The sequence below is a fragment of the Limnothrix sp. HT2024 genome (assembly GCF_059138625.1).
The window spans coordinates 848,913-875,789 of record NZ_CM181121.1 but is presented as its reverse complement, the minus strand read 5'-3'; the positions used below and the strand labels follow the sequence as shown (position 1 = coordinate 875,789).

Genomic DNA, 26,877 nt, shown 5'->3' with positions numbered 1-26,877 from the left:
GAAGTGATTACCCAGTTTCCAAAGCTCTGATTCTTTTGCTGCAAAGCCACGGGAGACAAGGGGCTTAAGCCCCTTGTTTGCGCTGGCTGGCTGATCGAACTGGCTGCCCCAAACTCCAGCCGACGGGACAAGGGGCTTAAGCCTCTTGTCTGTGCTAGATTTCTGCCGTTAAATGTTTCGTTTCAATCCTGATCAGAACTGGGATCTTGATTGGGTAAGTCATCGCTAGCCAACACCCAAGTATTGCGACCCAGAGACTTGGCTTGGTAGAGGGCCCGATCGGCCGCTTGCACCAAATCTTGGCAAGAGCGATCGAGCTGAGGAACTTGGCTGGCAATTCCCAAACTCACCGTCACATAACGGGTTGTCCCTTGGTGCTCTGAGTGGAAAATTTGCAGATTCAAAACAGCTTGGCGAATCAGTTCGGCAATTTGGGTTGCACCGCCAGAATCAGTATGGGGCAACACCACCACAAACTCTTCACCGCCATACCGCGCCACCAAATCCGTATTGCGCTGGAGCAATCCATCAATCGATCGGGCAATGCTGATCAGACACTGATCACCGGCTGGGTGACCATGCAAATCGTTATATTTTTTGAAGAAATCCACATCAAATAAAATCAGCGAGAGCGGTTCTTGAATTCGCTGACACCGTTGCCATTCCTGTTGCAAAACCACATCAAAACAACGGCGATTAGCAATTTGTGTGAGGCCATCTCGGTTGCTCAAGTCATTGAGCTTACTGTTAATTTCTTCCAAAAAATGATTGGCTTGCTGGAGCTGTTCCGCTTGTGATCGAAACTGTTCCAACAATTCAGAATGTTGAATCGCGATCGCCAACTGATCTGCCACCTGTTGCAACAATTCGGCTTCATCCCCTTGCCAAGAACGGGAATTAGCACAGGCCTGCACAATCAAAAGTCCCCAAACATGGGATTCACCATGGGGCAAAGTGCCCACAATGGCAGCCATCACTTGAGATTGTGCTCCCGTAGCTTCCATCAAGCGTGCTAAGTGCATTTGAGGGCGATCGCTCGGAATTTCTTGAATAATTTGTGTCCGAGGCGCAAATTCTGCACTAGACCGTGACCATAGGGAATTGGTTTTGGGCCACTGCCGATCGCGCATGGAGGGATAGTCTATTTTCACCACTTCTTGAATAATTGATCCTGAATTATCCCCATGGAAACGCAGGATAAAAGTGCGATCAGCTTGCAGGGTTCGATGCACTTCCGTAACCGCAATATCTAAGATTTCACTCAGATCAAGACTACTTTGAATGTGTTGAGTAATGGAACGCAAGGTTCGTTCCCGATCGGCCTGTTGGCGAAGGGCAATTTGCGCTCGCTTGAGATGAGTAATATCCCGCGCCACCACCAACACCGACTCAATGACCACCGGATTAACCATCACGTTGGATGATTGAGACTCAGACTTTTCAGAATTGACCCAATGAGGCAAATTCAACACAGAACCGCCTATGAAATCTTGGAGATTTTCGAGGCTGTTCCAACTGGGTACGGCTACAGAAAGACCGAAACGTTCTCGATCCAAAATTGGAGTTTGTATTACTTCCGGTACTACCCAGGACTGGAAAATATGGTCACCATCCGGCAATGACATTTCATATTCTAAAAAAGCCTTCTGACCAGTTTCCAAAACGGTTTGTATGCCCTCATGCCACATTTGAACTAAATCTTCTGGAAATCCTAATTCTGCGCTGGTTTTGCCAATGAAATCTTGCTCAGAAATTCTACAAAGTTGTAAAACTGTGCGATTGACATAGAGAAAGCGTCCTTCCCGATCGCACCGCATAATGCAATCCGGTGAATTTTCTGCCAGATTACGAAATTCTTGCTCCCGCTGATTGAGGGCCACCTCTGCAAACTTGCGATCGCTGATATCCTCGATCGTTCCTACCATCCGGACTGGTTCCCCTTGTCCGTTCCAAACCGCCTGTCCGCGAATTCGCACCCAAATATAATGACCTTGGGTATGTTGAAATCGCACTTCAATGTCATAGCGTTCATAGCTTTGGAGATGGGCTGTTAACGCTTTTTCCCAATGTTCTTGATCCTCGGGATGAATTTTTTTGAAAAAAGCAGTCTCAGGAAAAAGTTGTGTTGATTGCAGTCCCTGATGTTCTTCACCCAACAATTCTAAATAGCGCTCCGACACCAAAATTGAATCATCCAAAATATTCCAATCCCAAACACCTTCGCCAATACTTTGAATTGCGAGATTATACAGATCATTAATGATTTTCAAATCATCTGCTAAGCGTTGTTGATTGGTGATGTTGATATGAAATTTAGTGACACGCCAGCCATTAATCTCAGATTCCCATTGGGATGTGCCGGTGAGCATTGCCCAACGCCACTCTCCATTTCGGTGTAAAAACCGATAGCTAAATTGAAAGGTTTCTTCTGCCCAGATACTTTCAAAATGAGGCAAAACAATCTTCTGGAGATCCTCTGGATGGACAATCGATAGCCACAGTTGATTATTGGCTAAAAATTCAGAAGGATGATAGCCAAATAGATCTTCACATCCAGCCGAGCAATAATCATAACGATGGCTGTTGTTGGAGAAAACATAGGCGCTCATAATGGCCGCAGCCGTGTTGCTTAAAACTGCGTTGAGCTTGATTTCCGATTCACGAAGTGCTCGCTCTAAATATACCCGCTCAGTTACATCCCAAAAGATGCCTTGAATACCGATGATCTGGCCATCGCTGTCACGAACGGGAGTCTTAACCACCTGCACAAGACTCAATTCAGAACCGTCTTGATTTTTGCCCAATAATGGGTGGGGTTCAATGACATCTAAAATATGTCCGGTTTCCAAAACCCAGCGTGTTTCTTGGCTGTAGCGATTGGCTAAATCATAGGGGTATAAGTCATAAACGGTTTTGCCAAAAATCTCGGCATCTGACAAATTTAGGAGGTCTAAAAATGCCTGATTAGCAAAGGTGCAATGCCCCTGGCAATCCTCTCGAAAAAGGGATTGTGGCAATACGTTGGCTAAGGATTGATAGTGAGCGTTGCTGCGGCGCAGGGCTTCTTCTGTGGCTTTGCGATCGGTGATATCAATGTAAGCAATGGCGACACCATAGGAATCTAAGGGAATGGGGGCCGCACTGGTCATAATCCAGCGCAAAGTGCCATCGGGCCGCACAATCCCCTGCTCGACATTTTGAATTGGACGACCTTCCCGTAAGGCACGAATTGAGGGGTACTCTTCGGCGGGCATGGGGCTGCCGTCCGATCGCAAAATTTCCCATGCGGAGGAATCACAGGTGCGTTGGGTATGTTCTTCTTTGGAAACGCCTAAAATTCGTTTGGATTCTGGATTGGCTTCCAAAATCTGACCGCTAGCATTGGCGATGGAAACCCCGATGGGCAAAATTTCAAAGAGGGTTCGATATTTTTGCTGACTTTCCTGGAGCGCATGTTCTAGCTGGAAGTGCTCTGTGAAATCAACAATCATGGCGTAATAACCATGAACGCTTTGATCGATCGCTTGATCGGGAATTAGGGTGGCTCGAATATAGCGCTGTCCTCCTTGGGCATAGGGAAGAGCGCTTTCATAGGTCACAATTTCTCCTTTTAAGACCCGATCAATATGGGGTTTAACTAATTGATAAGCCTGTTGACCGATTACCTCGGCTACTCGCTTTCCGCAAATGTCTTGAGGACAGAGACCAAACCAGTCCTCATAGCTTTGGTTAACGTAGCGATAATATAAATCCCGATCGCAATAGGCAATACAAACGGGCAGAAGATCCATAATCTGCTGCCACTTTAAGGGATTATTCAAAAATATTGATGGAGATTTTTGGGCCGGTCTGGGCTGATGAAGTTCGGACTCCTCTATTTTGGCTTGCAGTGCTTTTACCTGCGCTTGGGCTTCGGCCAAGGTAGTTTGGGATTGTGCAAGCTGTTGTCGTAGATGCTGAACTTCAAGATCAGATGGGAGGAAGTCAGTCATAGCTAGCGGGGCAGACGCAGAAACAAGTGGTGAATCATGGTTATACCTTGCGATCGGGTCAAATTCTCCTAAGTTGCCTCCTAATTTATTTTTATGATTCATCACACTTTCCGGCGATGATGGAGCGATTCGCCTGGGCAAGGGTGACTAATCTGTGATGGGAAATCAATCCTGCTGTGCTCAAAACCAGTTTTGAAAATTAAGCTCTGGGGACTCAATTTTGGAAATTAAGTCACGAGGATTCAGCCTTGGGGATTCAGCACTGGGATTGCGATCAAATTTTGGGCTGATATCGTTAATCTTTGCAGGGTTGATCACCCTGAAACCGGATGATTGGTAGTGGTTTGATGGTCAGCGCCACTCAAAACCCGATCGGGTCGCTTGTCCGGTTTTGGGCGCGATCGAACCGTAAGGGCTGTCAGGGTTGCCCTGCCCTTGGGGGCGATCCGGTGGTGACTAAGGGCGATCAATTGTTTGCCCCACTTCCTCCATGCACTGTGCTGGTTCCGCCGACTACACTGAGGACAGCCCCACCCCAGCAAGCTATGGGACTGCCATTCTCATTTCGCCCCGCTCATCCCCATGAAACGTTTGCTGCAACCTTTTCAGGCTCGTTTGTCGCGAACGGTGGCCTTGGGGGTGTTGTTGAGTATTGTGACCATTGAGGCGGTGATTCTCATTCCCTCTTATTGGCGGCGGGAACGGGAGCTAATTGACTATATGCAGCGGATTTCCACTGCCAAGGTGGTGACCCTGGCGCGTTGGTCGCAGGCTGCACCGGAGTTTCAGGATCCCGTGCTGTTGGCTCAGCGGTTGGCCAATCAAACGGATGATCCTATTTCTTTGTGGAAAGGGCTGGCGTTCTATGACCAATCAGGGCGTTTGGTGGCCACGGTGGGGGAAAAGCCTGAGTTGACCATCACGGCGGTGGCTGCGGGTCGCCGTGAACAACTGAGCCACGATCAACAACGGCTCGATTTGGCTTGGCCGCCCGATGCCAGACGCAACTACACCCTGGTGGTTCGCCACGACATGCACCCGGTTTATGCGGAATTGCGGGCTTTTATCCTCCGCATTCTGGGATTGGTGGTGCTGATTTCGGTGTTTGCAACGGGGGTGACGATGGTGGTGTTGTCGCGGGTGGCGATCGTGCCGATTTTACAAATGCGCGATGACCTGCGGCGAGCGGCGGACTTAATCAGTCGTGAGGATACCTCTGGGGAGATGTTGTATGCCTGCCAGGTCGATCGCCCCGATGAGTTGGGGGAGGTGATTACGGCTTTCCGGCAGATGTATAACCGAATTCACCAGGAAATTTTGGAGCGCCGACGGGCAGAACGGGAATCGGAAAGCCTGTTGCTGAATATTTTGCCGCCAGCGATCGCGGAACGATTGAAGCGGGGCGAACACCCGATCGCGGAACGGTTTGAACAGGCAACGGTGCTGTTTGCGGATTTGGTGGATTTCACCGGACTAGCAGCCCACATCACCCCGGGCGAGTTGGTGCAACAGCTCAACCACATTTTTTCTGCGTTTGATGCGTTGGCCGATGCTTATGGCCTCGAAAAAATTAAGACGATCGGGGATGCCTATATGGTGGTGGGGGGCGTTCCGGATCCGCACCCGGACTGTGTGACAGCGGTGGCGGAAATGGCGCTGGCCATGCAACGGGCGATCGCGGACTACCAGCCCGCCGCCCACTCCACCCAGCGCCCCTTTTCGATCCGAATCGGAATTCACACGGGGCCCGTGGTGGGCGGTGTGATTGGCATCCGCAAGTTTATTTACGACTTGTGGGGCGATACGGTGAACACGGCCAGCCGGATGGAGTCCCATGGAATGCCGGGCCAGATCCAGGTGACCGAAGCGGTTTACCAAACCCTGTGCGATCGCTTCCAATTTGAGCGGCGGGGCGAAATTGCCATCAAGGGCAAGGGCACAATGACCACCTATTGGTTGCTCGATCGATTGGCAACCAACGGCCCCATGAATGGCGCAGCCGCGAACCCGGCAGCCCACCCCCCGATCGCCTCAGGATTTTCGGGAAATCGCCCGCTTTCCTAGGCCTTGGGGGGCGTTACCCCCATCCGAATTTCGGAGCAGAAGGAGGCAAAGGTGGGGCCGCCCGATCGGGTTGTGGTGCTCGATCGAAACCGGAGATTATCGCTAGCAAACCAGATTCGTTCCTCAATCCAGCCACCGTTCACCGGCAACGTAATCCACAGGGCCCCGTCACTGCCGAAACTGTAGCGACCCGGTTGGGGCTGGCCATTGCTGCCCGGCGTGGCCAACAGCGGCCCTGCGCCCGACGGATCCGGAGCCAAGGCCAACAGCACCGAGGATCCCAATTCTTTATTCGGAGAAGCCGTAATCGCTTCCCAACGCATTTTCAGACCCGCCGCGATCGCCTGCGGATCGGCCCCATATTTCTGGCAAAGGGCGATCGCCTCCGGTGCGTCGGCCGTTAGGGTCTCCATCCAGAGATCCCCTTTGCCCAAAACGGATTTTCGATCGGTCAAATTGTGGCCCGTCCGTTGGGAAAACCACTTACCCACACATTTTTCTAAAAATTCAGCGATCGTGCTCATGATGAAACAGAGAATTGATGGTTGATTCGGTTTTTGCCTTAAAAAAATACTCAAAAAAGGCCAAGGCTGAAATGGGTTGGGCCCTGAGAGGATGTTTGAGAAGTATCTTTCAGTACGGGCTAAACATTAATTGTCGTGGAAAAATTGTCGTGGAAACAAGGGGCTTAGGGCCTGTCGTCATTATTTCAAGGTGATGCTGAAACAGTTGATCTTCCATGCCCTAGTCGTCGCAACAAGGGGCTTAAGCCCCTTGTCCCCCACGATCCGCTAACGGCAGATCTAGGGTTTCGAGTTAAACGACGACAGGCCCTAAGCCCCTTGTCTACATCGATCCCTGGGGCGTACAGAGTAGCAATTTTGGCTTTTCAGACATCCTCTGAGAAGCCAAAATTGCGTTTTGATCGCCCGGCCTGGCCGCAGTTTGAATCTGAGCCAGGCCAAGCAACTCAAAGCCCCGTGAATCCAGGTTATGAATCCAGGTTACGAATCCAGGGGCTGATCGGCCAGGGGATTCGACGGCTGATCGAGTTGATCAAGCTGTTGCAATCCATAACGCGCCGCTTCGGCCACCTGGGGATGGCTATCTTTGGCAAGATATTTCAGGGCCGATCGGCTCTTTTCACTGGGCAACTTACCCAGTGATTCCGCCAAGCGTTGCCGCACCAGCCAATCATCCGACTGCACAAAGGTCAACATACGCTCCACGGCTTCCACGGCTCCCACCTCGCCCAGCGCCGCGATCGCCGCCTGCTGCACAATCACCTCCGGACTGTCCAGCGCATCGATCAGGGTTTTGCGGGCGCGTGGATCGCCCAAGTTCCCTAACGAAACGGCCGCACTGAAGCGCACCAACCAATCCGTATCCTCATAGAACAGGCGGATCAGGGGTTCAACGGCGCGGGTGTCGTGCAAATAGCCCAACGCTCCGGCCGCATTGGCGCGGATGCTGTAGTCTTTGTCCGCCAACAGACCCATCAGCAGATCAAAGCATTCCTCTGTGGGCTTCAGTCCTAGGGCAAAAACGGCCATGGTGCGTACTTGCAAATGGTCGTCGTTGAGGACTTTTTTAATCAGCGGGACCGCATCAACCGGCGACACATCCCGCAAAGCCGTGAGGCCCAGGAGTCGATCGCGTGAATTGGGGCTTTCGAGTTGGTCGGCAATGCGATCAAGATTGGGATCAGACATGGGGTGAGGCTACCAAAACGGATCGACGAATTGGCCGAGCATTTCACCATCATACCAAGGGCCCACTCTCCCCAGACATGACCGGGGATCGCGAGGCCAGCCGCGGCCGCAACCAACCCAAATATTCCTCATCGCGTCGTCGATCGATGGAGTGAGCCGATCGTTGAAGTTCTTGGATCACAAACTGTGGCTCAAAAAGTTGCTGAATTTCGGCAACGCTGGTGCCAAAGGGCGGGCCACCGGGGCGATCGTGGGCGAAAAACACCGCCACCAAGGAGCCTTGATCCGTCAGGAGCGATCGCACGGCCTGCACATAGGCCGGCCGCAAACTGGGATCGATCGCACAAAAGCAGGTGTGCTCAATCACCCAATCAAATTGCCCAACCCAATTGGCCGCCAAATTGAGAATATCTGCCTGCACAAATTCCGCCACCACCCCCCGATCGCGGGCAGCCCGGTCAGCTTCGGCAATGGCGGAAGGAGCCAAATCAAACCCCACGACCTGAAAGCCCCGATCGGCTAAAAACATCGCGTCATGGCCCCGGCCGCAGCCCACCACAGCCATGCGTCCCCCCGGTATCACGTCGGGGCGATCGGCCCAGGCTGCTAAAACGGGTGATGGTTGCCCCAAGTCCCAGCCAGTCTTGCCTGTTTGGTAGGCCGTTTCCCAAAAATCAATCGTTGGTTGTTCCCCGCTCAGAACCATGTTGAGGTGTTTGCCGTTAGTTAATGGATTGGGTATCAATTCTTTGGTCATTATTGAGTATGGGCTGATGGGCATGGGCTAAACATGGCCTGAATTGGCGATGGACTGAAGCAATCCGGGGCTAGGGCCTGTTCGTTATTGCCTGAAATCAGGCGGAAATGGTTGATTGGCGATGCCCCATGTGCTTCAGAGATCCCTACCAACCATGGCCCACGGTTTCCTGTCCGAGATTCCCCTCTCACCCAACTTCACGACCCCATTTCACCACTTCTGACCTATGCAATCGATCGCCCTTCCTCAGGATTCGTCCAATCAACAGTGGCTAGCGGCGATCGCCCCGGAAGATTGGGTGAATCCGCAACCAGCGGATTGCTATGACCTGGTGGTGGTCGGCGGCGGGCCGGCGGGTTTGGTGGCGGCGGCCGGCGCAGCGGGCTTGGGCTTGGGGTTAAAGGTGGCCCTCATTGAGCGCCGCTGGTTGGGTGGGGATTGTTTGAATGTGGGCTGTGTTCCCTCCAAGAGCTTGATTGCGGCGGCCAAAGTGGCCCGATCGCCGGTGGAACCCGAAACCTTTGCAGCGGCCATGGCCCACCTGCGAGCCGTGCGATCGCGTTTGGCGGTGCATGACTCAGCCCAGCGGTTTCAGGGGCTGGGGGTCGATGTGTTTTTGGGCGAAGGGCGCTTTCAAGATCCTCGGGCGATCGCGGTGGGTTCCCAAACGCTGCGGTTCAAAAAAGCCGTGATTGCCACCGGAACCCGCCCACATGTGCCGCCGATTCCGGGCTTGGCCGCAGCAGGCTCTGTCACCAACGAGACCCTTTTTAATTGGGTGCAGCGGCCCGATCGCCTGGCTATTTTGGGCGGCGGCCCGATCGGCTGTGAATTGGCCCAGGCCTTTGCCCGGTTGGGAACCCACGTGACCCTCATTCAACGGCGATCGCGCCTGTTGCCGCGCGAAAGTGCGGCCGCGGCTGCCATTGTGCAACGGGCCCTGGAACGGGCAGGGGTCACGGTGTTGACGGGGCAAACGGTGACCCAAGTGAATCGATCGCCCTTGGGTTGTGAAATTCAAATGGCCCAACATCCTGCAATTGCTGTGGATGAAATTCTGGTGGCCACCGGTCGATCGCCCAATGTTGAAACCCTGAACCTGGAAGCGGCCCAAGTGGCCCTTGGCCCCCAAGGGATCGCCGTCAATGATTTTCTGCAAACCAGCAATCCTCGTATCTTTGCGGCGGGCGACGTGTGCCAGGGCGATCGGTTCACCCATGCGGCCGATGCGGCGGCCCGTCTTGTTTTGCAAAATGCCCTGTTTACGCCCTTTGGCCTGGGCAAGGGCCGTTGGAGCAAGGTCACTATTCCCCGGGTCACCTACACCGATCCGGAAGTGGCCAGCGTGGGCTGGATTGATTCCGGAGAGGGAATGAGCGCAATTGGCCCGGGGCCGGCCCCTCGGTTGATTGAAGTACCCTTAAGCCAAGTCGATCGGGCCCAGACCGACCAGGTTGCTGAAGGGTGCTTGCAAGTGTGGCTAGCACCCGATCGAGACCAAATTTTGGGGGCCACGCTCATTGCTCCCCACGCGGGCGAAACCATTGGCGAAATTGCCCTGGCCATGGCCGCCGGTTGGGGGTTGGGCCGGCTTGCCAAAGTGGTGCATCCCTATCCCACCCAGGCTGAATGCATCAAAAAAGCGGCGGATGCCTATCGCAAAACCCAACTGTCCGATCGCACCCGCCAGTTACTGGCCTGGTTGCATCGCTGGAGCTAGGCCCCCTCTCGATCGCGGACAGCGGGCCCCCAGCAATCCGCCTGGTTCGGTTGGCCCAGCCACCTGCCCACCCCAGACACCGCTTCTGATCCTTCCCTCTCCACTGAACAACTGCTGAACAACTGCTATGAAACGACGGGATTTGCTGTATGGCCTAAGCGCTGCCGGTAGCGCGATCGTCCTCAACAATTGCACCTTCGCGCCCAGCACACCCCAGCGCAGCCGCCGAGCTGCCCTGTTCAAGGTGGCCATGCTGTTGCCCCGGGGCGCAGACAGTGACGATTGGTGCCGAGAAGGCATGACCGGCCTCGGGCGCATTGAGCGGGAATTAAACGCAGAAATTGCCTACACCGATGACATCAACAAAGGGTTACCCGCCAGCCTGCCGCAAGCGCTCGATCGCTACGCCAAAGAAGGTTTTGGCTTCATCATTGGCCACAGCGGAACCTTCCGCGACGATATGGTCAAGGCCGCAGTTCGTTATCCCCGCACCCGTTTTGCCATAGTGGCTAGCGACAGCGGCAACAACCGGAATTTCGGAGCCTTGGGCTACCGCAACTCCGAGTTAGGCTACCTGCTGGGGGCGACCCTGGCCTTGCAGCCCAAATTGCAACATATTGGCCTGATCACCAGCCTGCCCACCCCACCCATTAAGCAATTCAACTTAGCCTTCCAAAATGCCCTGCGCCGCTTTGCACCCGATCGCAAGCTTTCGATCGAATGGGTTGGGAGTTTTGATGACGAACCCAAGGCGATCGCCCTCACCCAAAAGCTGATCGGCGCGGGAATTGATGGGTTGGCCATGAACTGTTGGACGAATAATCCTGCCATTGTTAACGTAGCGGTCGATCGCCAACTGCCCATGGTGGTGCTGGGCCCCGATTCTCGCAAATTGGCCCCCAACTTAATTTTGGCCAGTGGTCTCATCCATGTGCCGGAGCTAATTTTGCATGGGGCCCGACTGGCCCAACGGGGACGTTGGGAAGGTCGCCAATACCTCTTTGGCCTATCAGAACGGGTGCTGGAATTTATTCCCACCATTGGTAACCTGAATCCTGAGAGTCAAAAGGAAATTGTGGATCTCCATGACCAAATTCGTAGCGGCCGCTTGGAGGTTTTAGAGGAGCGTTAAGCCATCAGGGTTTTGGGATTAGATGAAGTACTCTCAATCTCTCGTGGTAATTATCATCGCACTTAAAATAGGTATTAATTTAGGTATGGGCTTTGGTTGAATTTAGGGTTTCGGTTGAATTTAGTTCAGTGGGGATCAATTCGCTTGGCAAATTCCTCCTAGACTGCAATCTGGACAGCCAGGGCGTTGAGGTATTGCAAGAAACAAGCTGAACAGTCAGAAAATAGATGTACAGCTTGATAGACCGAATCAACCGGCCAATGGACGGGTTCATCGATCGACTTGCGATCCCTTGATTGAGGTGCAAACTGAATCAGCCAATGGGCAAGCTGATGAGTTGGCTGATGAATGGGTGAATTTATTGATCGGTCTATGGGTCAATTGGCCAGTTGTTGGCCGGTTGATTGATGGGTCGATTGGCCGATTAATCCATGTGCCGGCTGATGTGCTGGCTGATGTATGGTTGGGCTATGGGTTTAACAGCAACAGTTGCTCGCCAAATGATGCCAACGGTTAAGGTGCAGGGGAAAGTGCTGGACAATCGTCAACCCTCTGCTGCCAGCGAGGCGTTATGGATTAGCCACGAATGAGGCTCAAACAACGGTTTCAGCAATTGGTGAACTATCGCCGCTGGTGGCCCATGTCCCTGGCGCTGCAAATCCGTTTGGGGCTGACGCTGATGGTCTCCCTGGGAACGCTGGCCACTGGGGCCCTGTTGGCCTACAACAGCACTCAGGTACAACTGAAAACACTGCATCAATTGCAGGCGGCTCAATCGCGGGCGGTGGCGGAGCGCATTAGTACCTATCTGGAAGATTTCCAGCGCAAATTGGGCTATTTGTCGCGGGTGACGGGACTGTCAGAGCTGCCCGTGCCGGTGCAACGATCGCTCCTGGAGGCGTTGATTCGCCACGATTCGGCCTATGAGATGGTGGCGATTTTGGATCGATCGGGACAGCCCATCACCTTTGTGGCCACAGATCCCCTATTTCGCCCCCAAAACCAGAGCCGCACTGTAGCCTTCTCGCGGGCCTACCGCTGGGCCGAAGACTATGTGGGTTGGGTGGAATCGGAACAGCTCCACGATCGGCGGGTGCGCTGGATCATGATGAGCGTGCCCATTCGCGATCGCTCGGAGCAGATTGCGGGGGTGCTGCTGGCTCGGGTGAATTTAGATTTTCTGGATTCTGTGCTCAGTGAGGCCTGGAGCGAAGAGGCGGGCTATACCTATCTGCTCGATCGACGCAATGTGGTGCTAACGGTGAGCGATGCCGACCCCACCACCTTCGCCCCCATCAATTTGGAGGGGCAACACCTGGCCGAACATTTGGATCAGGCGATCTCGGGGGAAGTGACCCAATATCAAGGCTTAAAACAGGCGCAGGTGATTGGAACCGTTGCGCCCATCCCCTCCAGCAACTCCAGCGGCTGGCGGGTGGTGACGGAGTTGCCCCTGGCCGATGCCTATGCGCCGCTGCGTGACCTGATTTTACAGATGACCCTTGGGTCGATCGCAGCGGGAGCGGCGGCCGGTTGGCTCAGTTGGCGCTTGGCCCATCGGGCGATTTATCCCTTGCAATTGCTGACCCATGAGGTGATTAAGCTCGATCGAGCGTCCTTTTTGCAACTCCAGCAACATAGCCACATTGACCAGCTCGCGGCCACCCACGATCGCCATGAGCTGGGTATTTTGGCGCGGGCTTTCAAGGACATGGCCCACCGGCTGGGGGAATCTTTTGTGGCCTTGGGCAAGGCCAATGAAGAATTGGAACAGCGGGTTGTGGAGCGGACGATCGAACTGCAACGGGCCTTGGATGATCTGCGCCATACCCAATTACAACTAATCAAAACTGAAAAAATGTCCAGTGTGGGTCAACTAGTAGCCGGATTAGCCCACGAGATTAATAATCCCGTTAGCTTTATCTTTGGCAACCTGGCCCATGCTCGTTCCTATTTTGAAGATATTGTTGAACTACATCAAATTTGTATTCAAGAACTGGGCTATCACCCCGATGAACCCATAGAACAAGGCCTGGCAAAATTGCCCGAGCGAGTGCGCGAAAAATGGGAAGAAATTGAATATGATTTTATTCTCCAAGACTATCCAAAATTGCTGCAATCCATGGAATATGGAGCGGTTCGCATTCGGGATCTGATTCGCAATTTGCGAGAATTTGCGCGCCTGGATGAAGCAGAAGTCAAAATTGTTGATCTCAATGCCAGCCTTGAAAGTACCCTGACGATTCTGCAAAATCGATTGGGGCCCATGCCAACTCGCTCTTGTATTACCTTGCATCGATCGCTTGGAGAATTGCCCACCGTCACTTGCTACGCGGGCCAGCTCAATCAGGTGTTTTTGCAAATTTTGAGCAATGCGATCGATGCAATGGATTTGTTGCCCAATGACGAACAGCCGCAACTATGGATCACGACCGGCTGCCTGGATGAAGCGATTGTGATTTCGATTCGAGACAACGGCCCTGGTTTGGATGAATCCGCCGCCAACAAAATTTTTGATCCCTTTTTCACCACCAAGCCTGTGGGTCAAGGCACAGGATTGGGCCTATCGATTAGCTACCAAATTGTTGTGGAAACCCATGGCGGTTCCTTGGAAGCCAAGAACCATCACCAAGGGGGGGCGGAATTTACCATTACCTTGCCGCTCGATCGGCTGACGCAGTTGGCGCGGCGCACCACTCCCCATGACGCGGATGCTGATCATGGGCTTACCATCGACCCCAGGGAAGGAATTGCCCAAGCCTCCGCGAATCGAGTCAATGGCAATAACAATGCAATCACCGCCACCAGTCCAGTCGCTACGGTGGGCATCCCGCTAATTTAACGCCAGCGTTTGACCGTCCCTCCAGTTAACTGCCCAAAAGTTAAACCTCAAGTTAACTATCCAAAAGTTAACCGTTCAAATTCGTAAACATGGGGTCGGTTCATGCTTCCTGCTGAGGCCACTTCCAGGCATGGTAGGCAATAAGTAAAAGAAGAACGACTTCTACAAGAGTGCCAAATATCATGTGAGGGCAAGCCTCTTTTTTTGCTAAATTCAATAACGAATAAGAAATCAGAAGTGTTGAATACAGCCTTTATCTCAAATAATACTTCCGTTTTTGAATAGTTCTCATCTGTTTTAGTCACTTGATTTCAACGGATGACGATGCAAAAAATTTTGTTTTTAGAGGATGTCTGAGCAGTGAATTGGAACGCTAACTAAGCAGTAACAGTCATGGGATCAAGAGACTTGGGATCCTGATCTTTGCTGCTTGGGAAAATCCACAAGGTATCAATTTTGACTTCCCAGACATCCTCTTAAAATAATGAAGACGCTTTGCAGGGTTCACCATAACAAATCACCATGGCAAAGGCCAACCTAGGTTTTGGCTATCCATGGTTTTGACGCTTTGCATATTTTGATACAACATGGGTTTTGGGTAATCTTGATCTTGCTCCCATTATTCCTCTCATTTTCTGAGGATTGAGCTAAGATGGGAGGCTAACAAGCAATGAGCTAATAATTATTTAAACCTCATTTTTTGTTAGGATGCTTAAATGGATCCAGCAGCTCAAGCGTTGCTAATTCTCGAAACTAGAAACTTCATCTCCTGCTCATAGTGACCATCTCCCGCTACAGCGAGTACCTTCAATGGATTTGCAAAAAATCAAGGAAATTTTTGAAGCGATCGTTTTGGGCAGCCAATCTTATATGCCCCATGGTCATTGTTATTTGTGGCAAACGCCCTTAGTGGGGCTGCATGTGGTTAGTGATTCACTAATTGCGATTGCCTATTTCTCGATTCCCGCCATGCTGATGTACTTTGCTTATCAGCGTCGGAAATTTTTGCCAATCAGCATTTTTCTGATGTTCGGGGCATTTATTATCCTATGCGGCTTAGGTCATTTACTGGAAGTTTGGACGCTGTGGTATGGGGCCTATTGGCTAGCAGGGATTGAAAAAGCCTTAACGGCTTTAATTTCTTGCTACACGGCTGTTTCTCTTGTGAATTTATTACCTCAATTTCTATCATTGCGTAGTCCAGATGAACTGGAGAAAATTAACCAACAATTGCAGCAGGAGGTCAGCAGTCGGCAGATTATTGCCCAGGAATTAGCCCAAATTAATCAGAATTTGGAGGCCCGAATTGCCGATCGCACCGTTGAGTTACAAACCAAAAATACTCAACTAATGCGAGAGATTCAGGAACGCCAATCGATTGAACAGTCTTTGGCTCAGCGGTTAGCCTGTGAACAAATTTTTTCTAAAACCTTGCAGCGCGTTTGGACAACGGCGGACTTTGAACCCCTGTTTCAGACCTTAGTGCAAGATGTTCGCGAGTTTTTGCAAGTCGATCGGGTGCTGATTTTTCAGCTTAATGGGGACTTCAGCGGCGCAATTTCCACAGAATCTGTTTCGGATCCCAGCTTGAGCTTGTTGGGACAATCCTTTGTGGATCCTTGTTTTCAAGAAAAACATGCTCCTCTATATCAAGCAGGACGCATCTGCATGATTGAAGACATTGAAGTCAGCTCCTTGCAAGAATGTCATCGAGAATTTTTGCGTAGTTTGCAAGTGCGTAGCAACTTAGTTATCCCAATTTTATGGAAATCAGAATCTAGTCATTTAAATCGGCAGGAAGGCCTCAGTGATCAAGCAATCACTCCGGCTACGTTTTACCTTTGGGGATTATTAATTGCCCAATCTTGTCAAGGAGCGCGAGCCTGGGACAATTTGGAAGTGGAAGCGTTGCAACAGTTGAGTTTGCAATTGGGAATTGCCCTGCGCCAAAGTAAGTTGATGAACCGCTTGCAGGAAGAGCTACAAGAAAAACAACAAACGGCTTTAGCCCTACAAGCTTCTGAACAAGAAGCGCGACAGCAGGCAGCATCATTAGCCACAACATTAAATCAACTGCAAGCAACTCAAGCTCAGTTAGTGCAGTCAGAAAAGTTGGCTTCTTTAGGCAAAATGGTTGGGGGAATTGCCCATGAAATTAATAATCCCTTGAGCTTTATCTATGGCAACTTAACCCACGCCCACGAATATAGTAATCAAGTGCTTCAAGGTCTTGACCTCTATCAACAGCATTATCCTAATCCAGTGGCCCCGATCGCCCAGTGGCTCTCGGAAGTGGAATTTGAATTTCTAAAAGCCGATTTTCCTAAGCTTCTGACTTCTATGAAAAACGGAGCCGATCGAATTCGTGAAATTGTGTTGTTGTTGCGCAATTTTTCGCGATTGGATGAATCGGAACTCAAATCCGTTGATATTCACGATGGAATTAATAGCACACTCAGCATTTTAACTGAGCGATTTTTAGAGTCCACTTGCGGTCAAGCGATTCAGTCTCATTGTGATTACGATCGTGATATTCCCACGGTGGAATGCTATCCCGGTTTGCTGAATCAAGCGCTGTTTAATCTGTTTAGTAATGCTCTGGATGCCGTTGAGGAACGCTGTCGATTGCAAGAAATGTTTGTGCCCATGGTGAAGGTGGAAACACGCCTGATTTGTCAGCAACATGCCAATGGTTTGACCTTGCAACGGTTTGCGCAAATTCAAATTACTGACAATGGTTCAGGGATTGATCCAGCGTTGGCGGATAAGATTTTTGATCCCTTTTTCACCACCAAGCCGATCGGGCAAGGAACTGGAATGGGCCTGGCGAATGCCTACCAAATCATTGTGAAACGGCATCACGGGGAACTCTGGTATCAGGTGAATGAGCAGGGACAAACCCAATTTGTGGTGAAAATCCCGATCGAGCAATATTTTTCCAGTCCTGCTGCCACCGAGCGATCGGTCTCGCCGGCCTTGACGATCGATTCCTTGAGCAGTTCTGCGCCCCGAATTTAGGAATCAAGGCTCAAGCCCTCGAAACCCAGAATGTTTCTAGAAAAATTAGCCTAAAATGATCAAATGATCGTCCACAGAACAGCTAAATTGAAGCCTTAGGACTCTGATTCGCGAGCCGGAAACGATCGATAAATTTCCATAATGAAGGCTGTTCCCTTGCCTGGTTCCGACAAACAGGACAGCGTTCCCCCATGCAAGTTCACAATAATTTGATGACTAATGGCTAACCCCATACCGATTCCTTTACCCACTGATTTTGTGGTGTAAAACGGGTCAAAAGCTTGGCGGCGTAATTCGTCATTCATTCCCAAACCATTGTCTGAAATCGCAATTCGCACGCGATCTGGCTCAACAGTTTCAGTGCGCACGGTGATGGTTGGCAGGGTATCCGGTGGGTAGCTGTCGCCCACACCCTGATCTAGCGCTTCGATCGCGTTTAGTAACACTTGCATAAAGCATTGGTTTAACTGCCCGATCGCACAATCAACTAAGGGCAAATCCCCATAGTCACGCACCACTTGAATGGAGGGGCGTTTGCCATTTCCGGCTAAGTGAACTCCCATCAGACTAATAGTAGCGTCAAGGTTTTCATGCAAATCGGTAAATTTAATCGTTGATTCATCCAATCGCGAAAACATGCGTAAGAGATTCACGACGGTTTTAATGCGGTTGGCTCCCACGAACATAGAGCTAAAGAGGGGTGAAAAATCTTCAGTAAGATATTCCAAATCCAACTCCGTGAGGACCGCAGCAATATCTTCGTGAGGATTGGGATAATGTTTTTTATAGAGGCTCACTAAGTTGAATAGTTCCTCTAGATAGGTTTGGCAATGATGAAGATTGCCGTGAATAAAGTTAATGGGATTATTAATTTCATGGGCCACACCTGCCACCAAGCGCCCCAAGGCTGACATTTTCTCCGCATGAATCAAGGTGATTTGCGCCTTTTGCAAATTCTCAAGGGCTTGGGCTAGCTTTTTGCTTTTTTCGGTGGCTACTTGGGCAATTTCTTGACGACGTTTCACCTCCGCTTCCAGTTGAATTGCTTTTCGCCGCAGCTCCAATTGGGCAATGACCTGACGGCCCAAGGCCTCTAGGGCTTCCATTTGTTGAGTTGTTAGCTGTCGGGGCGTTTTGTCAATCACGCATAATGTCCCGATCGCATGGCCATTGGTAGTCAGCAAAGGTGTCCCAGCATAGAAGCGAATTTTCGGTTCTTGCTGGACTAAAGGATTATTCGTAAAGCGTCCATCTTTCAGTGCATCTTCCACAACTAAAACTTGATCAGGTCGGCAAATTGCGTGGGCACAAAAAGCTTGGCTGCGTGGCGTTTGTGTGGCATCAATTCCATGACGGGACTTAAACCATTGCCGCTCGCCATCCAGCAAGCTAATGAGCGAAATGGGAGTGCCGCAAATCTGGGCTGCAATCTTGGTCAAATCATCGTATTGACGTTCGGGAACCGTGTCCAAAATTTGATAGTCGAGCAGGTCTTGTAATCGTTCCTCTTCATCAGTGGGAAGAGGAAACATCCCATGACCATCATGGGCTACGTCACTGGCTGGTAAATCCATGTCCAACTCCGGGGATGGAACGCGATCGGGATTGGTATTGTGATCAGTGTGATCAGATGAATTCAGCTTCAATTTTGGTTGCTTAGGAGTGGTGTGGATCGGGCTAGGTTCACGAACCTACTGACTGTTGATCGCGGAGGTGTCTTCCCAGGTTACTCTAACGTCGCAAGATGGTAAAACTCGGGAAGAGATGATTGACTGACATCACAATTTAGCAGAGCCAGGAACACAACTTAACCCCCTGGAACGTTTCATGAATTCCTAGAACATTCAATTAATGTTCATGCCAGAGTGGCCAGTTTCAGGAAACCCAATCGGTAAGGATCTTTGAGCAGCATCTTTGGAGATTGCTAGAGCGCCAATCGTTATAGGGTCAAGGGTTTGAACTCTTTTGTCTTTGCTCTCTTGTCTTTGCTGATCGATTGGGCCGGCAGTGCATTGGCTTTGGCGACTCAGGTATTTTTTTAGAATATAGCTTTCATTCGTGATCTTCCAAGATTTCTTGATTTTCACTTAAAATAATTGATTAAGTGGCGAAATTGACCCATCACTAGGATTTTGCGCCAAATCTTCAAAGGTTGTGAATCGTTCCTGTTGCAATTGTTGTAAGTAGCGGCGTTCTTGATAATAAAGATCGTGGAAGGTTTGTTGCTGCTCGTAGGCGCGATTGAGGTTTTCCTCTAGGCGTTCTAGGTCGATCGGGTCAGGAGCCAGGGCCAAGTTACCGGCCACGCCACCCCCGCCACCACCCCCGCCGCCACGCAGGCTAATCACCTTATCGTTTCCGGAGCCGATCGGGGGTTCACCGGCAAAAACCCGCCGCAACGCTTCGGCCGCCACTTCCGCTTGCAGGTAGTGCGAGAGCCAAGCATCCAGCAGGTGACGGCAACGCTTGGCGCATTGCAGGCTTTCGAGGGTGGCGATCGCGGCGCGGATGGCGAGGCCGGGGCGATCGAGATCCAACAGGGTACGCTCATCTAAGCTCAAAAGCCGATCGACCATGACCAAATCCTCGTGGGAAAGGTCTGGATTCGATCGCAATTCGATCGCCAATTCGGTCGCCTCCTGACCCCATTGCTCTTGCAGTTGCAAAATCTGCCGCCACAAAAAGCGATGGTGTGACAGGCCAAACTCCAACTCTCGCTCTTCCAAAATGGCCAGGATTTGCTGGCGACGATCGGGCCGGTGCAAATAAATCCGCAAGAGCTGCCCCTCCGCCGACTCCCGCAGGCTGCTATCGCCCGATCGTTGCCACTTGGCCGATCGCCCGTGCCAGCGCTGGCCCTGCACCTGCGCTCGCAAATCCTGCTCCAATTGCAGCGTAAAGTAGCTATCCTTTTGGCCCAGCAGGTCGGCACAGCGGCGGATGTAGTGGCTGCGGGTGGCGGGATTGGGCAGTTGGCCCAGCAGCTTCACCGCATCGCCCACGGCCGCTTGAAACTGGTCGGCTAATCGCAAATCCCGGGAGCCGATCGCCCGATCGAGCTGCCAATCGAGCCACAGGGGCGCATCGGCGATCAGGGTGCGGTAATGATCCGGGCTGTAGGTTTTCAGGAACTCATCGGCATCCTTGCCCCCCGGCAAGTTCAACACCCGCAGTTGAATTTCGCCCCGGTAAGCCAGCCCTTCCACCTCCCCGATCGCCCGCTCCGTGGCCTTTTGACCCGCCGAGTCCGCGTCGAAGTTCAGGATAATTTGCTTCGATTCCGTGAACCGCGTCAGCAGCTTCACCTGGGCCAAGCTCAGGGCCGTGCCCAAAGCCGCCACGGCATTTTCGATCCCCGCCGCATGGAGCGCAATCACATCGAAATAGCCCTCCACCACGATCGCCGCATCCTGTTTGGCGATCGGCGTTTTGGCCTGGTCTAGCCCAAAGAGCGTCTTCCCCTTATCAAATAGCTCCGTTTCCGGCGAGTTCAGATACTTTGGCTCATCGCCATTTAGCGTCCGCCCCCCAAAGCCGATCGTCCGCCCCTGGGGATCGCGAATCGGCACCATCAGCCGATCGCGGAATCGATCGTAGTAGCCACCGCCCGCCTTCCGGGGCACAATCAACCCCGCCTTTTCCACCAGCGAAACGGCATAGCGTTTTTGATCGACCAAGTAGCGATAGAGGGCATCCCAGCCGGCCGGCGAATAGCCCAAGTTAAACGCCTGAATCGTGTCCTGGCGCAGTTGCCGTTCTTCCAGCAAATAATCCATGGCCCGCGCCCCCACAGGTTGGGTCAGGGCATGGGCATAGAACCCGGCCGCCACGGCCAGCACTTCATAGAGCTGTTCGCGCTCCGTAATTTGCCGCTGAATTTCCTGGCGTTGTTCCGGTTCCAGGGTTTGCACGGGCACTTGGTAGCGCCGCGCCAAGTCCAACACCACGTCACCAAATGATCGCTTGTCCAGCTCCATCAAAAACTTGATGGCGTTGCCCCCGGCCCCACAGGAGAAGCAGTAATAGAACCCTTTGGTGGCGCTGACGGTGAAGCTGGGGGATTTGTCGTCGTGGAAGGGACAGAGGCCTTTGAAGTCTTTGCCGTTTTTTTTCAGCACGACCCGTTCCGAGACCACATCTACGATGTCGGCTCGTTGTTTGACGGCTTCTACGGTGTCGGGATGAAGACGCACGATCGGGCGGGGCAAGTCGAACGGCTATTGTCCTATTATCGCGACCCGATCGGGCGATTGAACGCTCAAGGGCGATCGCGAAAGCTGAATTTTTGTGGATCTCACTCAAAGCCGCTTGAAAAAATCAATCCTGTAGATACTGGTGCTCAACGATTGCTTGACTACAATCAGGCAGCTTCAACGATTTGTAATGGGGCGATCGCAACGGCGTAAATTTTTCTACTATATACAGATATTGCTTATACACTATCTGCTCTGTGAACCCAATGAGTAATTTACTGTCTCGTATTACCCAAACCCCTGGCCAATGTGGTGGCCGTCCTTGCATTCGAGGCATGAGAATTCGAGTGAGCGATATCTTAGAAATGTTGGCAGAAAATGTTAATTTCTCTGAGATTTTAGAAGATTTTCCAGATTTAGAAATGGCTGACATTCAAGCTTGCCTATTGTTTGCGGCACGGCGTACTGATTTTTCTCGGTTGACTGCATGAAGATCTGGGTTGATGCTCAATTGCCCCCAACCTTGGCAAGCTGGCTGTCGAGCAATTTTGCAGTGGAAGCTTCGGCCTTGCGAGATCTTGGATTACGCGATGCGAAAGACTTGGAAATTTTTGAGGCGGCACGACTTGCCAATGCGATCATCATGACAAAAGACAGTGATTTTGTTGATCTTGTCTGTCGATTGGGGATACCTCCTCAAATTATCTGGTTAACTTGTGGCAATGTGACAAACCGAAATCTACGTCGAATTCTCTCAATTACTTTGCCGAAGGCTTTAGAAAAATTGCAAGAAGGTGAAATGATTGTAGAGATCAGTAGTAGCCGATAGGGCGAGTAACACCCACTTATTCCTAATAGCCGATCGTTAAGGCAGCCTAATCACACTGTGGGAGGCGGCAATTACTGTTTTGAGCATGAATACTGTTTGACTAGATAGCAATGGGCTAAGGTCTATTTCACTCACTCTCGTGCCGCTCTCCTGGATGTATTAATGCTTCAAAGGACTAAGGTAGTCAGCTAATAGCTTTACGGCAGAAGATACAGGAATGCTAAAAAATATCCAAGCCAGTCTCTTGAAAATCTCATTAATTAGCTTTTTATTACTACGTTCAAATTCATCTACGGCATTCTGATCGCCTTTCGTAATTAGGAATTTCGGATACACTTCAAGCTTATCGATTAGCCTGTCAATTGACCTTTCGATAGCACTGCCTAGAGAGGCTCCAACCACAAAGACAGTTAACAAAAACACTAAAACTGCTTGCAAGGAACTGATGGAAAGCTCCTGCCCAATTCCAATAATTGGGTATATATAGTCCGTGTAGTTGCATGTGATGCATAGACAAAGCAATGGAAAAAGAAGTCGAATAAGCCGACTTGTGTCTTTTCCAGATTTCTTTAGAAACTTCTGAATGGCACCAGGTTCAGGTGCTTTTTTTAAACCTTTATACCATTCATCCACAATGAAGAGGAGTTCGTTGGCGACTATACTATTTATAAAATCAACCTTACAAACACCCGGAGACTCTGCTTCCATGACTTCTGAAATATCATCGCTGGTAAAGATTAATTGAATTATATCTTTGGGTGGTATAGCATTTCCCATTCTCACTTTCATCGAGTGACTTTGCGGCGACTTATATTGCGGCAATTTGATGAGAATATTCCAGCTAATGTTAAGTGCCTGAACTCTTTCATTCACCGTGTTCAATTGTGCTCGTTCAAATTCAGCCCAAGTAGAAAATTCTTTGATTTTTTTGTTAGATAGGGTAAAAGTTATCGATGCGGTTTGTCCAAGAGTATGATGATTGCCAAGCTTGGCTGCCACCTGTTCTTCAAGGCTTCTGATATCTGCAAGCTCTACAATTTTTCCATCTTTCAAAAAGCGAATTTCTGTATCAGGCTTTGCATTGTATAAGTAAAAAATAGCTTTCAAATCATCAAGAGTTCTAGGCGAAATTGCCTCAACTGAGTTGGGGACAATGCTTCCAGAGTCAAGTGATTGTGAGTCAGTCATATTCAGATGAATTTTCGGAATTTGTTGTGAATTGTAATAAATTCTGACAGATAAACTTGTGATTTTTCAAAAATTCAGAGCAATATCACTATCTGTCAAATTAGAGGCGCAAAATAACTCGTCTTCAAGTGATTTAGCAACTCAATGAGAACTTGGCGAGTGGTGGGGTAGGTTGTGGCCCCGTATAGGCTAGCCCATAACATAGTGTCGAGGCAAGTTGTTGGTGTTGGGCTAAAACATCGATCAAAACGTCACTGTCGAATAAGACTTGCTTCACCCGTACTTCTCCTCCAGATAATCCTCATAGGCATCTGTCGGATCTTCTTCACTGAGCTGAATCACGCCAATTAAGCTTTGAGTCCAGGGGGCAAGACCGGCAACTGAATTGGCACTTGGAGTTGGAGGGCTAAACACCAACGTTTCCTGTTGAATGGAACTCAACAAGGACTGGACTAAGCGCCAGCGATCGCTAATTGGTAACTGTAACGCCTGATTCTGCAATTCTAGTAGCGTCATCACCGCCCTCCCAACAACTCTCTATCAATTGTAATCAATTCTAGAGTGCTGCTGCCCTTGGTTCCAGTCGATCGACCAATCATCACCTCACATCACCTGGTGGGGCTACAGCCCCCGAATGGCCAGCGAGGTAATCCCAAGGGCGATCGGTTAAACCTGAATAAGTCGCGATCGGGTGGCTTCCACAGAGTAGCGATCCCAAACGCGATCGAACTCACAAAGACCCGGGGGGGGATTTTTATGGATGGTCTCTACACATTAGCCAACGATGTGGTTCTGGATCAGCTCATCGCCTTTTTGAACAGCGTTGAAGCCAACGGCGGCCGCTTGCCTGATGGCAGCCCTTATCCGGTGATGGTTTGTCCCTATGACCATCGAATCGATCGCCTAAGAACCGTCTTGGCCGACTGGCCCCATGTGCGGATTTTGGAAGATTGGGACTTAATGGCCCGCTGGGATCAGTTTTCCAAATCCGTCATTGAAGCCACCCCCCTGGCCTTGCAGCTTTATGAGCAAGAACCGAACCTTTACGGGCGCACCATGGGTGGGCGACGGCGGTTGGCGGCCTTCGAGGGCCCGTTCGATCGATTCATTTATCTGGATGCGGATACCTTAGTGCTCCAGCCCCTCGCGCCCCTGTTTGCGGCCTTGGAAACCGCCGATTGGGTCACCTACGATTTTCAGTACAAAGACCCGGCCCATGTGTATCGGGTGGCGAGTCCTTTGTTGAAATCGCTGTTTTCGCCGGAGCAAATGCAGCAATCGCTGTTTTGTTCGGGGCTGTATGCCACCAAGCGAGGCGTGCTGACACTCGATCGCTGCGATGAGTTGTTGAAACAGCTTCAGGCCGGCGAGTCAGATGTGCTCTATCCCCGATCGGCCGATCAGGCACTGTTGAACTATTTGGTGATGCGATCGAACCTCAAGGTTCATAACTGTGCGCACCATTGGCCCAAGGAACAGGTCACGGGCAATAGCGTCACTTCAAAACATTTTGTGGAGCGATCGGGGCAAGTGTTTGATCGTGATCGCCCTCTGCTTTATTTGCACTATATCGGCCTATCGTCGTCCCTCTTTTCCAGGGTTTGCGCGGGTGAAAATATCACCTTCCCCTATCGCGACACCTTCTTGCACTACCGCTACCTCAAGCATCCGCAGCAGCGCCCCCGCTTGGTTGGTCGCCCCCGGGCCCATAATGCGCCTCCAAGTTTGTGGGAGCGGGCCCAACGGAAGTTTAAGCAGAAATTCAAGCAATGGATTCGCAAGTCCGCCTAGTGCATTGTGGGGTTGATGAGCGGGGGTTAATGACAGGGTTGATGCACTGTTTTTCAACGGGTAAATGATCGCAATTGCCCAGTGAATTACCTCATTAATCGTTTGGCAAATCGTTCGGCAAATCGTTCGGCAAATTACTGGGTAAATCGCTAGGCAAATCATCCCGATCACACAGCCAGAGGAATGCTTCCTGGGCCGCGGCCTGTTCCGCTAATTTGCGCGATCGACCGCGGCCTTGGCCCAAACAACGGCCATGGAACCAAACCTGGGCCTCAAAGCGCTGCACATCCCCATGAACGGCGCTCAGTTCCCGCACTCGATATTCCGGCAAGGATTTGTAGCGCCCTTGGGTCCATTCCTGGAGGGCCGCTTTGTAGTTTTGGCGGGCCGGGTCGTTGCGCACCTGGTGGGCGATCGCCCGAAAATGGTCATCGAGCCAAGGCCGCACCAAATCCAGCGATCGCACCGAAAGATATAAGGCTCCGATGGTTGCTTCCAGGGCATCGGCCAAGCGCGATTGCCGCCCTTCCAGATCCCGGGCCGCGCTGCCGCCCATGATCAGGTAGCGCTCCAGATTATAGGTGTCGGCAATTCGCGCCAACATGCGATCGCTCACCAAAATGGCCCGCGCCGCCGCCATTTCGCCCACGGGCCAATCGGGATAGGTTTCCCACAGCAATTCGGCCGCCGCCGTCCGCACGATCGCATCCCCCACAAATTCCAACTGTTCGTAGTTGGTTTGGGAATCCGCCGTGGGGTGAGTCAGGGCCCGATCGAGCAACACCCAATCGACATTTGCACCCTCATTCAACCCCATGCGCGATAACAGGGCTTCGAGATCCCGTTGTCGGCGGGGATAGCTTAGTACGGTTGATGCCAACGAACCCATGAACGCTTCTGGACAACAAATTAAAAGGAGAGGCAGGACGTAAGCCGGGTTCTGTCCTCAACTGGCCTCGGAGCACAGCAAGCCGCACGCCAAGGGCCAATCAATGGGCGGTTATCTATCTGGGACGATCGTTACCGATCGCCTCAAGCGGTTCTCAAAGCGGGACAGGAAAAAGACCAACCCTCGTCCCTCACCTTGCTTCCGGCCGGGGTTTACCGAGCCAGCACCTCTCGATGCTGCTGGTGCGCTCTTACCGCACCTTTGCACCCTTACCGAGCCAGAGCCGTTAACAATTCAGTCACCGAAAACAATCTTCTGCCGCAGCAAAGTGGGACAGTTTGGGTGGGGAATTTTTAAGCGGCTCGGTGGCTCGGCGGTATTTTTCTGTGGCACTATCCTCACGATCGCTCGCACTGGGCGTTACCCAGCAAGCCTGGTCTTTCGGAAGCCCGGACTTTCCTCAGATGACAACCGATCATCCCTTGAACCAGCCAGAGCTAGCCCAAGCAAGATCCGGCTGATCATCCGCAACCACCTCGCCTACACTCTCCGTCTATCCAGTTTATCGCTTGGTCGCAAAACTGACTCGTAGCCCCGGATGAATGCCCGTCCCCCATGGATCTCGCACCCCCAAGGGCGATCGCCGTTGCCCCCAAACCGGTTCCCAAAGCCTTAGGCTAGGGCCGCGCTGATGGGCAAACCGTTACTCAACAACGGCAAGCCACTCTCAGACTCAGTTACAATCGACTC

The 26,877-nt window shown here is 51.4% G+C and carries 18 protein-coding genes and 1 other RNA gene; 9 read left to right on the top strand and 10 right to left on the bottom strand.

The genetic code is table 11. From position 1 onward, the window contains the following. Positions 1–182 precede the first annotated feature (182 nt). On the bottom strand, positions 183–3,992 hold the full coding sequence (locus AC2IAX_RS03655) for a PAS domain S-box protein (protein ID WP_494389375.1): 3,810 nt from the start codon (positions 3,990–3,992) through the stop codon (positions 183–185). A gap of 582 nt (positions 3,993–4,574) precedes the next feature. Here AC2IAX_RS03655 and AC2IAX_RS03650 point away from each other — a divergent pair. After that, positions 4,575–6,056: an adenylate/guanylate cyclase domain-containing protein gene (locus AC2IAX_RS03650; RefSeq protein WP_494389374.1), complete on the top strand. Its 1,482-nt coding sequence runs from the start codon at positions 4,575–4,577 to the stop codon at positions 6,054–6,056. On the opposite strand, the gene AC2IAX_RS03645 is transcribed toward AC2IAX_RS03650, so the two are convergent. The 3 genes from AC2IAX_RS03645 to AC2IAX_RS03635 form a co-directional block, all read right to left on the bottom strand. Then, complete coding sequence (locus AC2IAX_RS03645) at positions 6,053–6,580, bottom strand: phycobiliprotein lyase (RefSeq protein WP_494389373.1); 528 nt, start codon at positions 6,578–6,580, stop codon at positions 6,053–6,055. The genes AC2IAX_RS03650 and AC2IAX_RS03645 overlap by 4 nt on opposite strands. Positions 6,581–7,060: 480 nt before the next feature. Then, positions 7,061–7,768, bottom strand: a complete 708-nt coding sequence (locus AC2IAX_RS03640) for a HEAT repeat domain-containing protein (protein WP_494389372.1) — start codon at positions 7,766–7,768, stop codon at positions 7,061–7,063. A gap of 49 nt (positions 7,769–7,817) precedes the next feature. Next, positions 7,818–8,525 carry a methyltransferase domain-containing protein gene (locus tag AC2IAX_RS03635; RefSeq protein WP_494389371.1) on the bottom strand — a complete coding sequence of 236 codons (708 nt, stop codon included), beginning with the start codon at positions 8,523–8,525 and terminating at the stop codon, positions 7,818–7,820. A gap of 226 nt (positions 8,526–8,751) precedes the next feature. On the opposite strand from AC2IAX_RS03635, the gene AC2IAX_RS03630 reads away from it, so the two are divergent. The 5 genes from AC2IAX_RS03630 (at position 8,752) to AC2IAX_RS03610 (ending at position 17,237) form a co-directional block, all read left to right on the top strand. Then, entirely contained in the window at positions 8,752–10,245 is a 1,494-nt protein-coding gene (locus AC2IAX_RS03630) for an FAD-containing oxidoreductase (protein WP_494389370.1), read from the top strand. Positions 10,246–10,372: 127 nt separating this feature from the next. Beyond that, positions 10,373–11,377, top strand: a complete 1,005-nt coding sequence (locus AC2IAX_RS03625) for a BMP family ABC transporter substrate-binding protein (RefSeq protein ID WP_494389369.1) — start codon at positions 10,373–10,375, stop codon at positions 11,375–11,377. 292 nt (positions 11,378–11,669) lie between these two features. Continuing rightward, positions 11,670–11,894: a hypothetical protein gene (locus AC2IAX_RS03620; protein ID WP_494389368.1), complete on the top strand. Its 225-nt coding sequence runs from the start codon at positions 11,670–11,672 to the stop codon at positions 11,892–11,894. Between the two features lie 69 nt (positions 11,895–11,963). Next, entirely contained in the window at positions 11,964–14,219 is a 2,256-nt protein-coding gene (locus AC2IAX_RS03615; protein ID WP_494389367.1) for a sensor histidine kinase, read from the top strand. Positions 14,220–15,029: 810 nt separating this feature from the next. Beyond that, entirely contained in the window at positions 15,030–17,237 is a 2,208-nt protein-coding gene (locus tag AC2IAX_RS03610; RefSeq protein WP_494389366.1) for a GAF domain-containing sensor histidine kinase, read from the top strand. Between the two features lie 95 nt (positions 17,238–17,332). Here the strand turns inward: AC2IAX_RS03610 and AC2IAX_RS03605 are convergent, their stop codons facing one another. Continuing rightward, entirely contained in the window at positions 17,333–18,811 is a 1,479-nt protein-coding gene (locus AC2IAX_RS03605; protein ID WP_494389365.1) for an ATP-binding protein, read from the bottom strand. 513 nt (positions 18,812–19,324) lie between these two features. After that, the gene (dnaG, locus tag AC2IAX_RS03600) at positions 19,325–21,430 is read right to left on the bottom strand and encodes a DNA primase (protein WP_494389364.1); all 2,106 of its coding nucleotides are present in this window, start codon (positions 21,428–21,430) and stop codon (positions 19,325–19,327) included. A gap of 266 nt (positions 21,431–21,696) precedes the next feature. Between dnaG and AC2IAX_RS03595 the strand changes: the two genes are divergently transcribed. Continuing rightward, positions 21,697–21,921 (top strand): DUF433 domain-containing protein, encoded by a 225-nt coding sequence (locus tag AC2IAX_RS03595; protein ID WP_494389363.1) that lies wholly within the window; start codon positions 21,697–21,699, stop codon positions 21,919–21,921. Continuing rightward, complete coding sequence (locus AC2IAX_RS03590; protein ID WP_494389362.1) at positions 21,918–22,259, top strand: DUF5615 family PIN-like protein; 342 nt, start codon at positions 21,918–21,920, stop codon at positions 22,257–22,259. The genes AC2IAX_RS03595 and AC2IAX_RS03590 overlap by 4 nt, the downstream gene beginning before the upstream one ends. A 159-nt stretch (positions 22,260–22,418) precedes the next feature. Here the strand turns inward: AC2IAX_RS03590 and AC2IAX_RS03585 are convergent, their stop codons facing one another. Then, positions 22,419–23,447: a hypothetical protein gene (locus AC2IAX_RS03585; protein WP_494389361.1), complete on the bottom strand. Its 1,029-nt coding sequence runs from the start codon at positions 23,445–23,447 to the stop codon at positions 22,419–22,421. Between the two features lie 273 nt (positions 23,448–23,720). Then, on the bottom strand, positions 23,721–23,963 hold the full coding sequence (locus tag AC2IAX_RS03580; RefSeq protein ID WP_494389360.1) for a hypothetical protein: 243 nt from the start codon (positions 23,961–23,963) through the stop codon (positions 23,721–23,723). 45 nt (positions 23,964–24,008) lie between these two features. On the opposite strand from AC2IAX_RS03580, the gene AC2IAX_RS03575 reads away from it, so the two are divergent. After that, complete coding sequence (locus AC2IAX_RS03575; protein WP_494389359.1) at positions 24,009–25,238, top strand: Npun_R2821/Npun_R2822 family protein; 1,230 nt, start codon at positions 24,009–24,011, stop codon at positions 25,236–25,238. Between the two features lie 94 nt (positions 25,239–25,332). Here AC2IAX_RS03575 and rnc read toward each other — a convergent pair whose 3' ends face one another. Both rnc and rnpB read right to left on the bottom strand, forming a co-directional pair. Further along, positions 25,333–26,127, bottom strand: coding sequence for a ribonuclease III (gene rnc, locus AC2IAX_RS03570; RefSeq protein ID WP_494389358.1), 795 nt, complete (start codon positions 26,125–26,127; stop codon positions 25,333–25,335). A gap of 24 nt (positions 26,128–26,151) precedes the next feature. Next, positions 26,152–26,674: RNase P RNA component class A (gene rnpB / locus AC2IAX_RS03565), an RNA gene on the bottom strand. Positions 26,675–26,877: the final 203 nt, after the last annotated feature.

Excerpts from the sequence above, each read along its gene's own strand:
- AC2IAX_RS03615 (WP_494389367.1), top strand. The coding sequence starts at position 11,964 with ATGAGGCTCAAACAACGGTTTCAGCAATTGGTGAACTATCGCCGCTGG.
- AC2IAX_RS03590 (WP_494389362.1), top strand. The coding sequence starts at position 21,918 with ATGAAGATCTGGGTTGATGCTCAATTGCCCCCAACCTTGGCAAGCTGG.
- AC2IAX_RS03650 (WP_494389374.1), top strand. The coding sequence starts at position 4,575 with ATGAAACGTTTGCTGCAACCTTTTCAGGCTCGTTTGTCGCGAACGGTG.
- AC2IAX_RS03625 (WP_494389369.1), top strand. The coding sequence starts at position 10,373 with ATGAAACGACGGGATTTGCTGTATGGCCTAAGCGCTGCCGGTAGCGCG.
- AC2IAX_RS03630 (WP_494389370.1), top strand. The coding sequence starts at position 8,752 with ATGCAATCGATCGCCCTTCCTCAGGATTCGTCCAATCAACAGTGGCTA.
- AC2IAX_RS03610 (WP_494389366.1), top strand. The coding sequence starts at position 15,030 with ATGGATTTGCAAAAAATCAAGGAAATTTTTGAAGCGATCGTTTTGGGC.
- rnc (WP_494389358.1), bottom strand. The coding sequence starts at position 26,127 with ATGGGTTCGTTGGCATCAACCGTACTAAGCTATCCCCGCCGACAACGG.
- AC2IAX_RS03635 (WP_494389371.1), bottom strand. The coding sequence starts at position 8,525 with ATGACCAAAGAATTGATACCCAATCCATTAACTAACGGCAAACACCTC.
- AC2IAX_RS03605 (WP_494389365.1), bottom strand. The coding sequence starts at position 18,811 with ATGGATTTACCAGCCAGTGACGTAGCCCATGATGGTCATGGGATGTTT.
- AC2IAX_RS03645 (WP_494389373.1), bottom strand. The coding sequence starts at position 6,580 with ATGAGCACGATCGCTGAATTTTTAGAAAAATGTGTGGGTAAGTGGTTT.
- AC2IAX_RS03585 (WP_494389361.1), bottom strand. The coding sequence starts at position 23,447 with ATGACTGACTCACAATCACTTGACTCTGGAAGCATTGTCCCCAACTCA.
- AC2IAX_RS03655 (WP_494389375.1), bottom strand. The coding sequence starts at position 3,992 with ATGACTGACTTCCTCCCATCTGATCTTGAAGTTCAGCATCTACGACAA.
- AC2IAX_RS03640 (WP_494389372.1), bottom strand. The coding sequence starts at position 7,768 with ATGTCTGATCCCAATCTTGATCGCATTGCCGACCAACTCGAAAGCCCC.
- AC2IAX_RS03595 (WP_494389363.1), top strand. The coding sequence starts at position 21,697 with ATGAGTAATTTACTGTCTCGTATTACCCAAACCCCTGGCCAATGTGGT.
- AC2IAX_RS03580 (WP_494389360.1), bottom strand. The coding sequence starts at position 23,963 with ATGACGCTACTAGAATTGCAGAATCAGGCGTTACAGTTACCAATTAGC.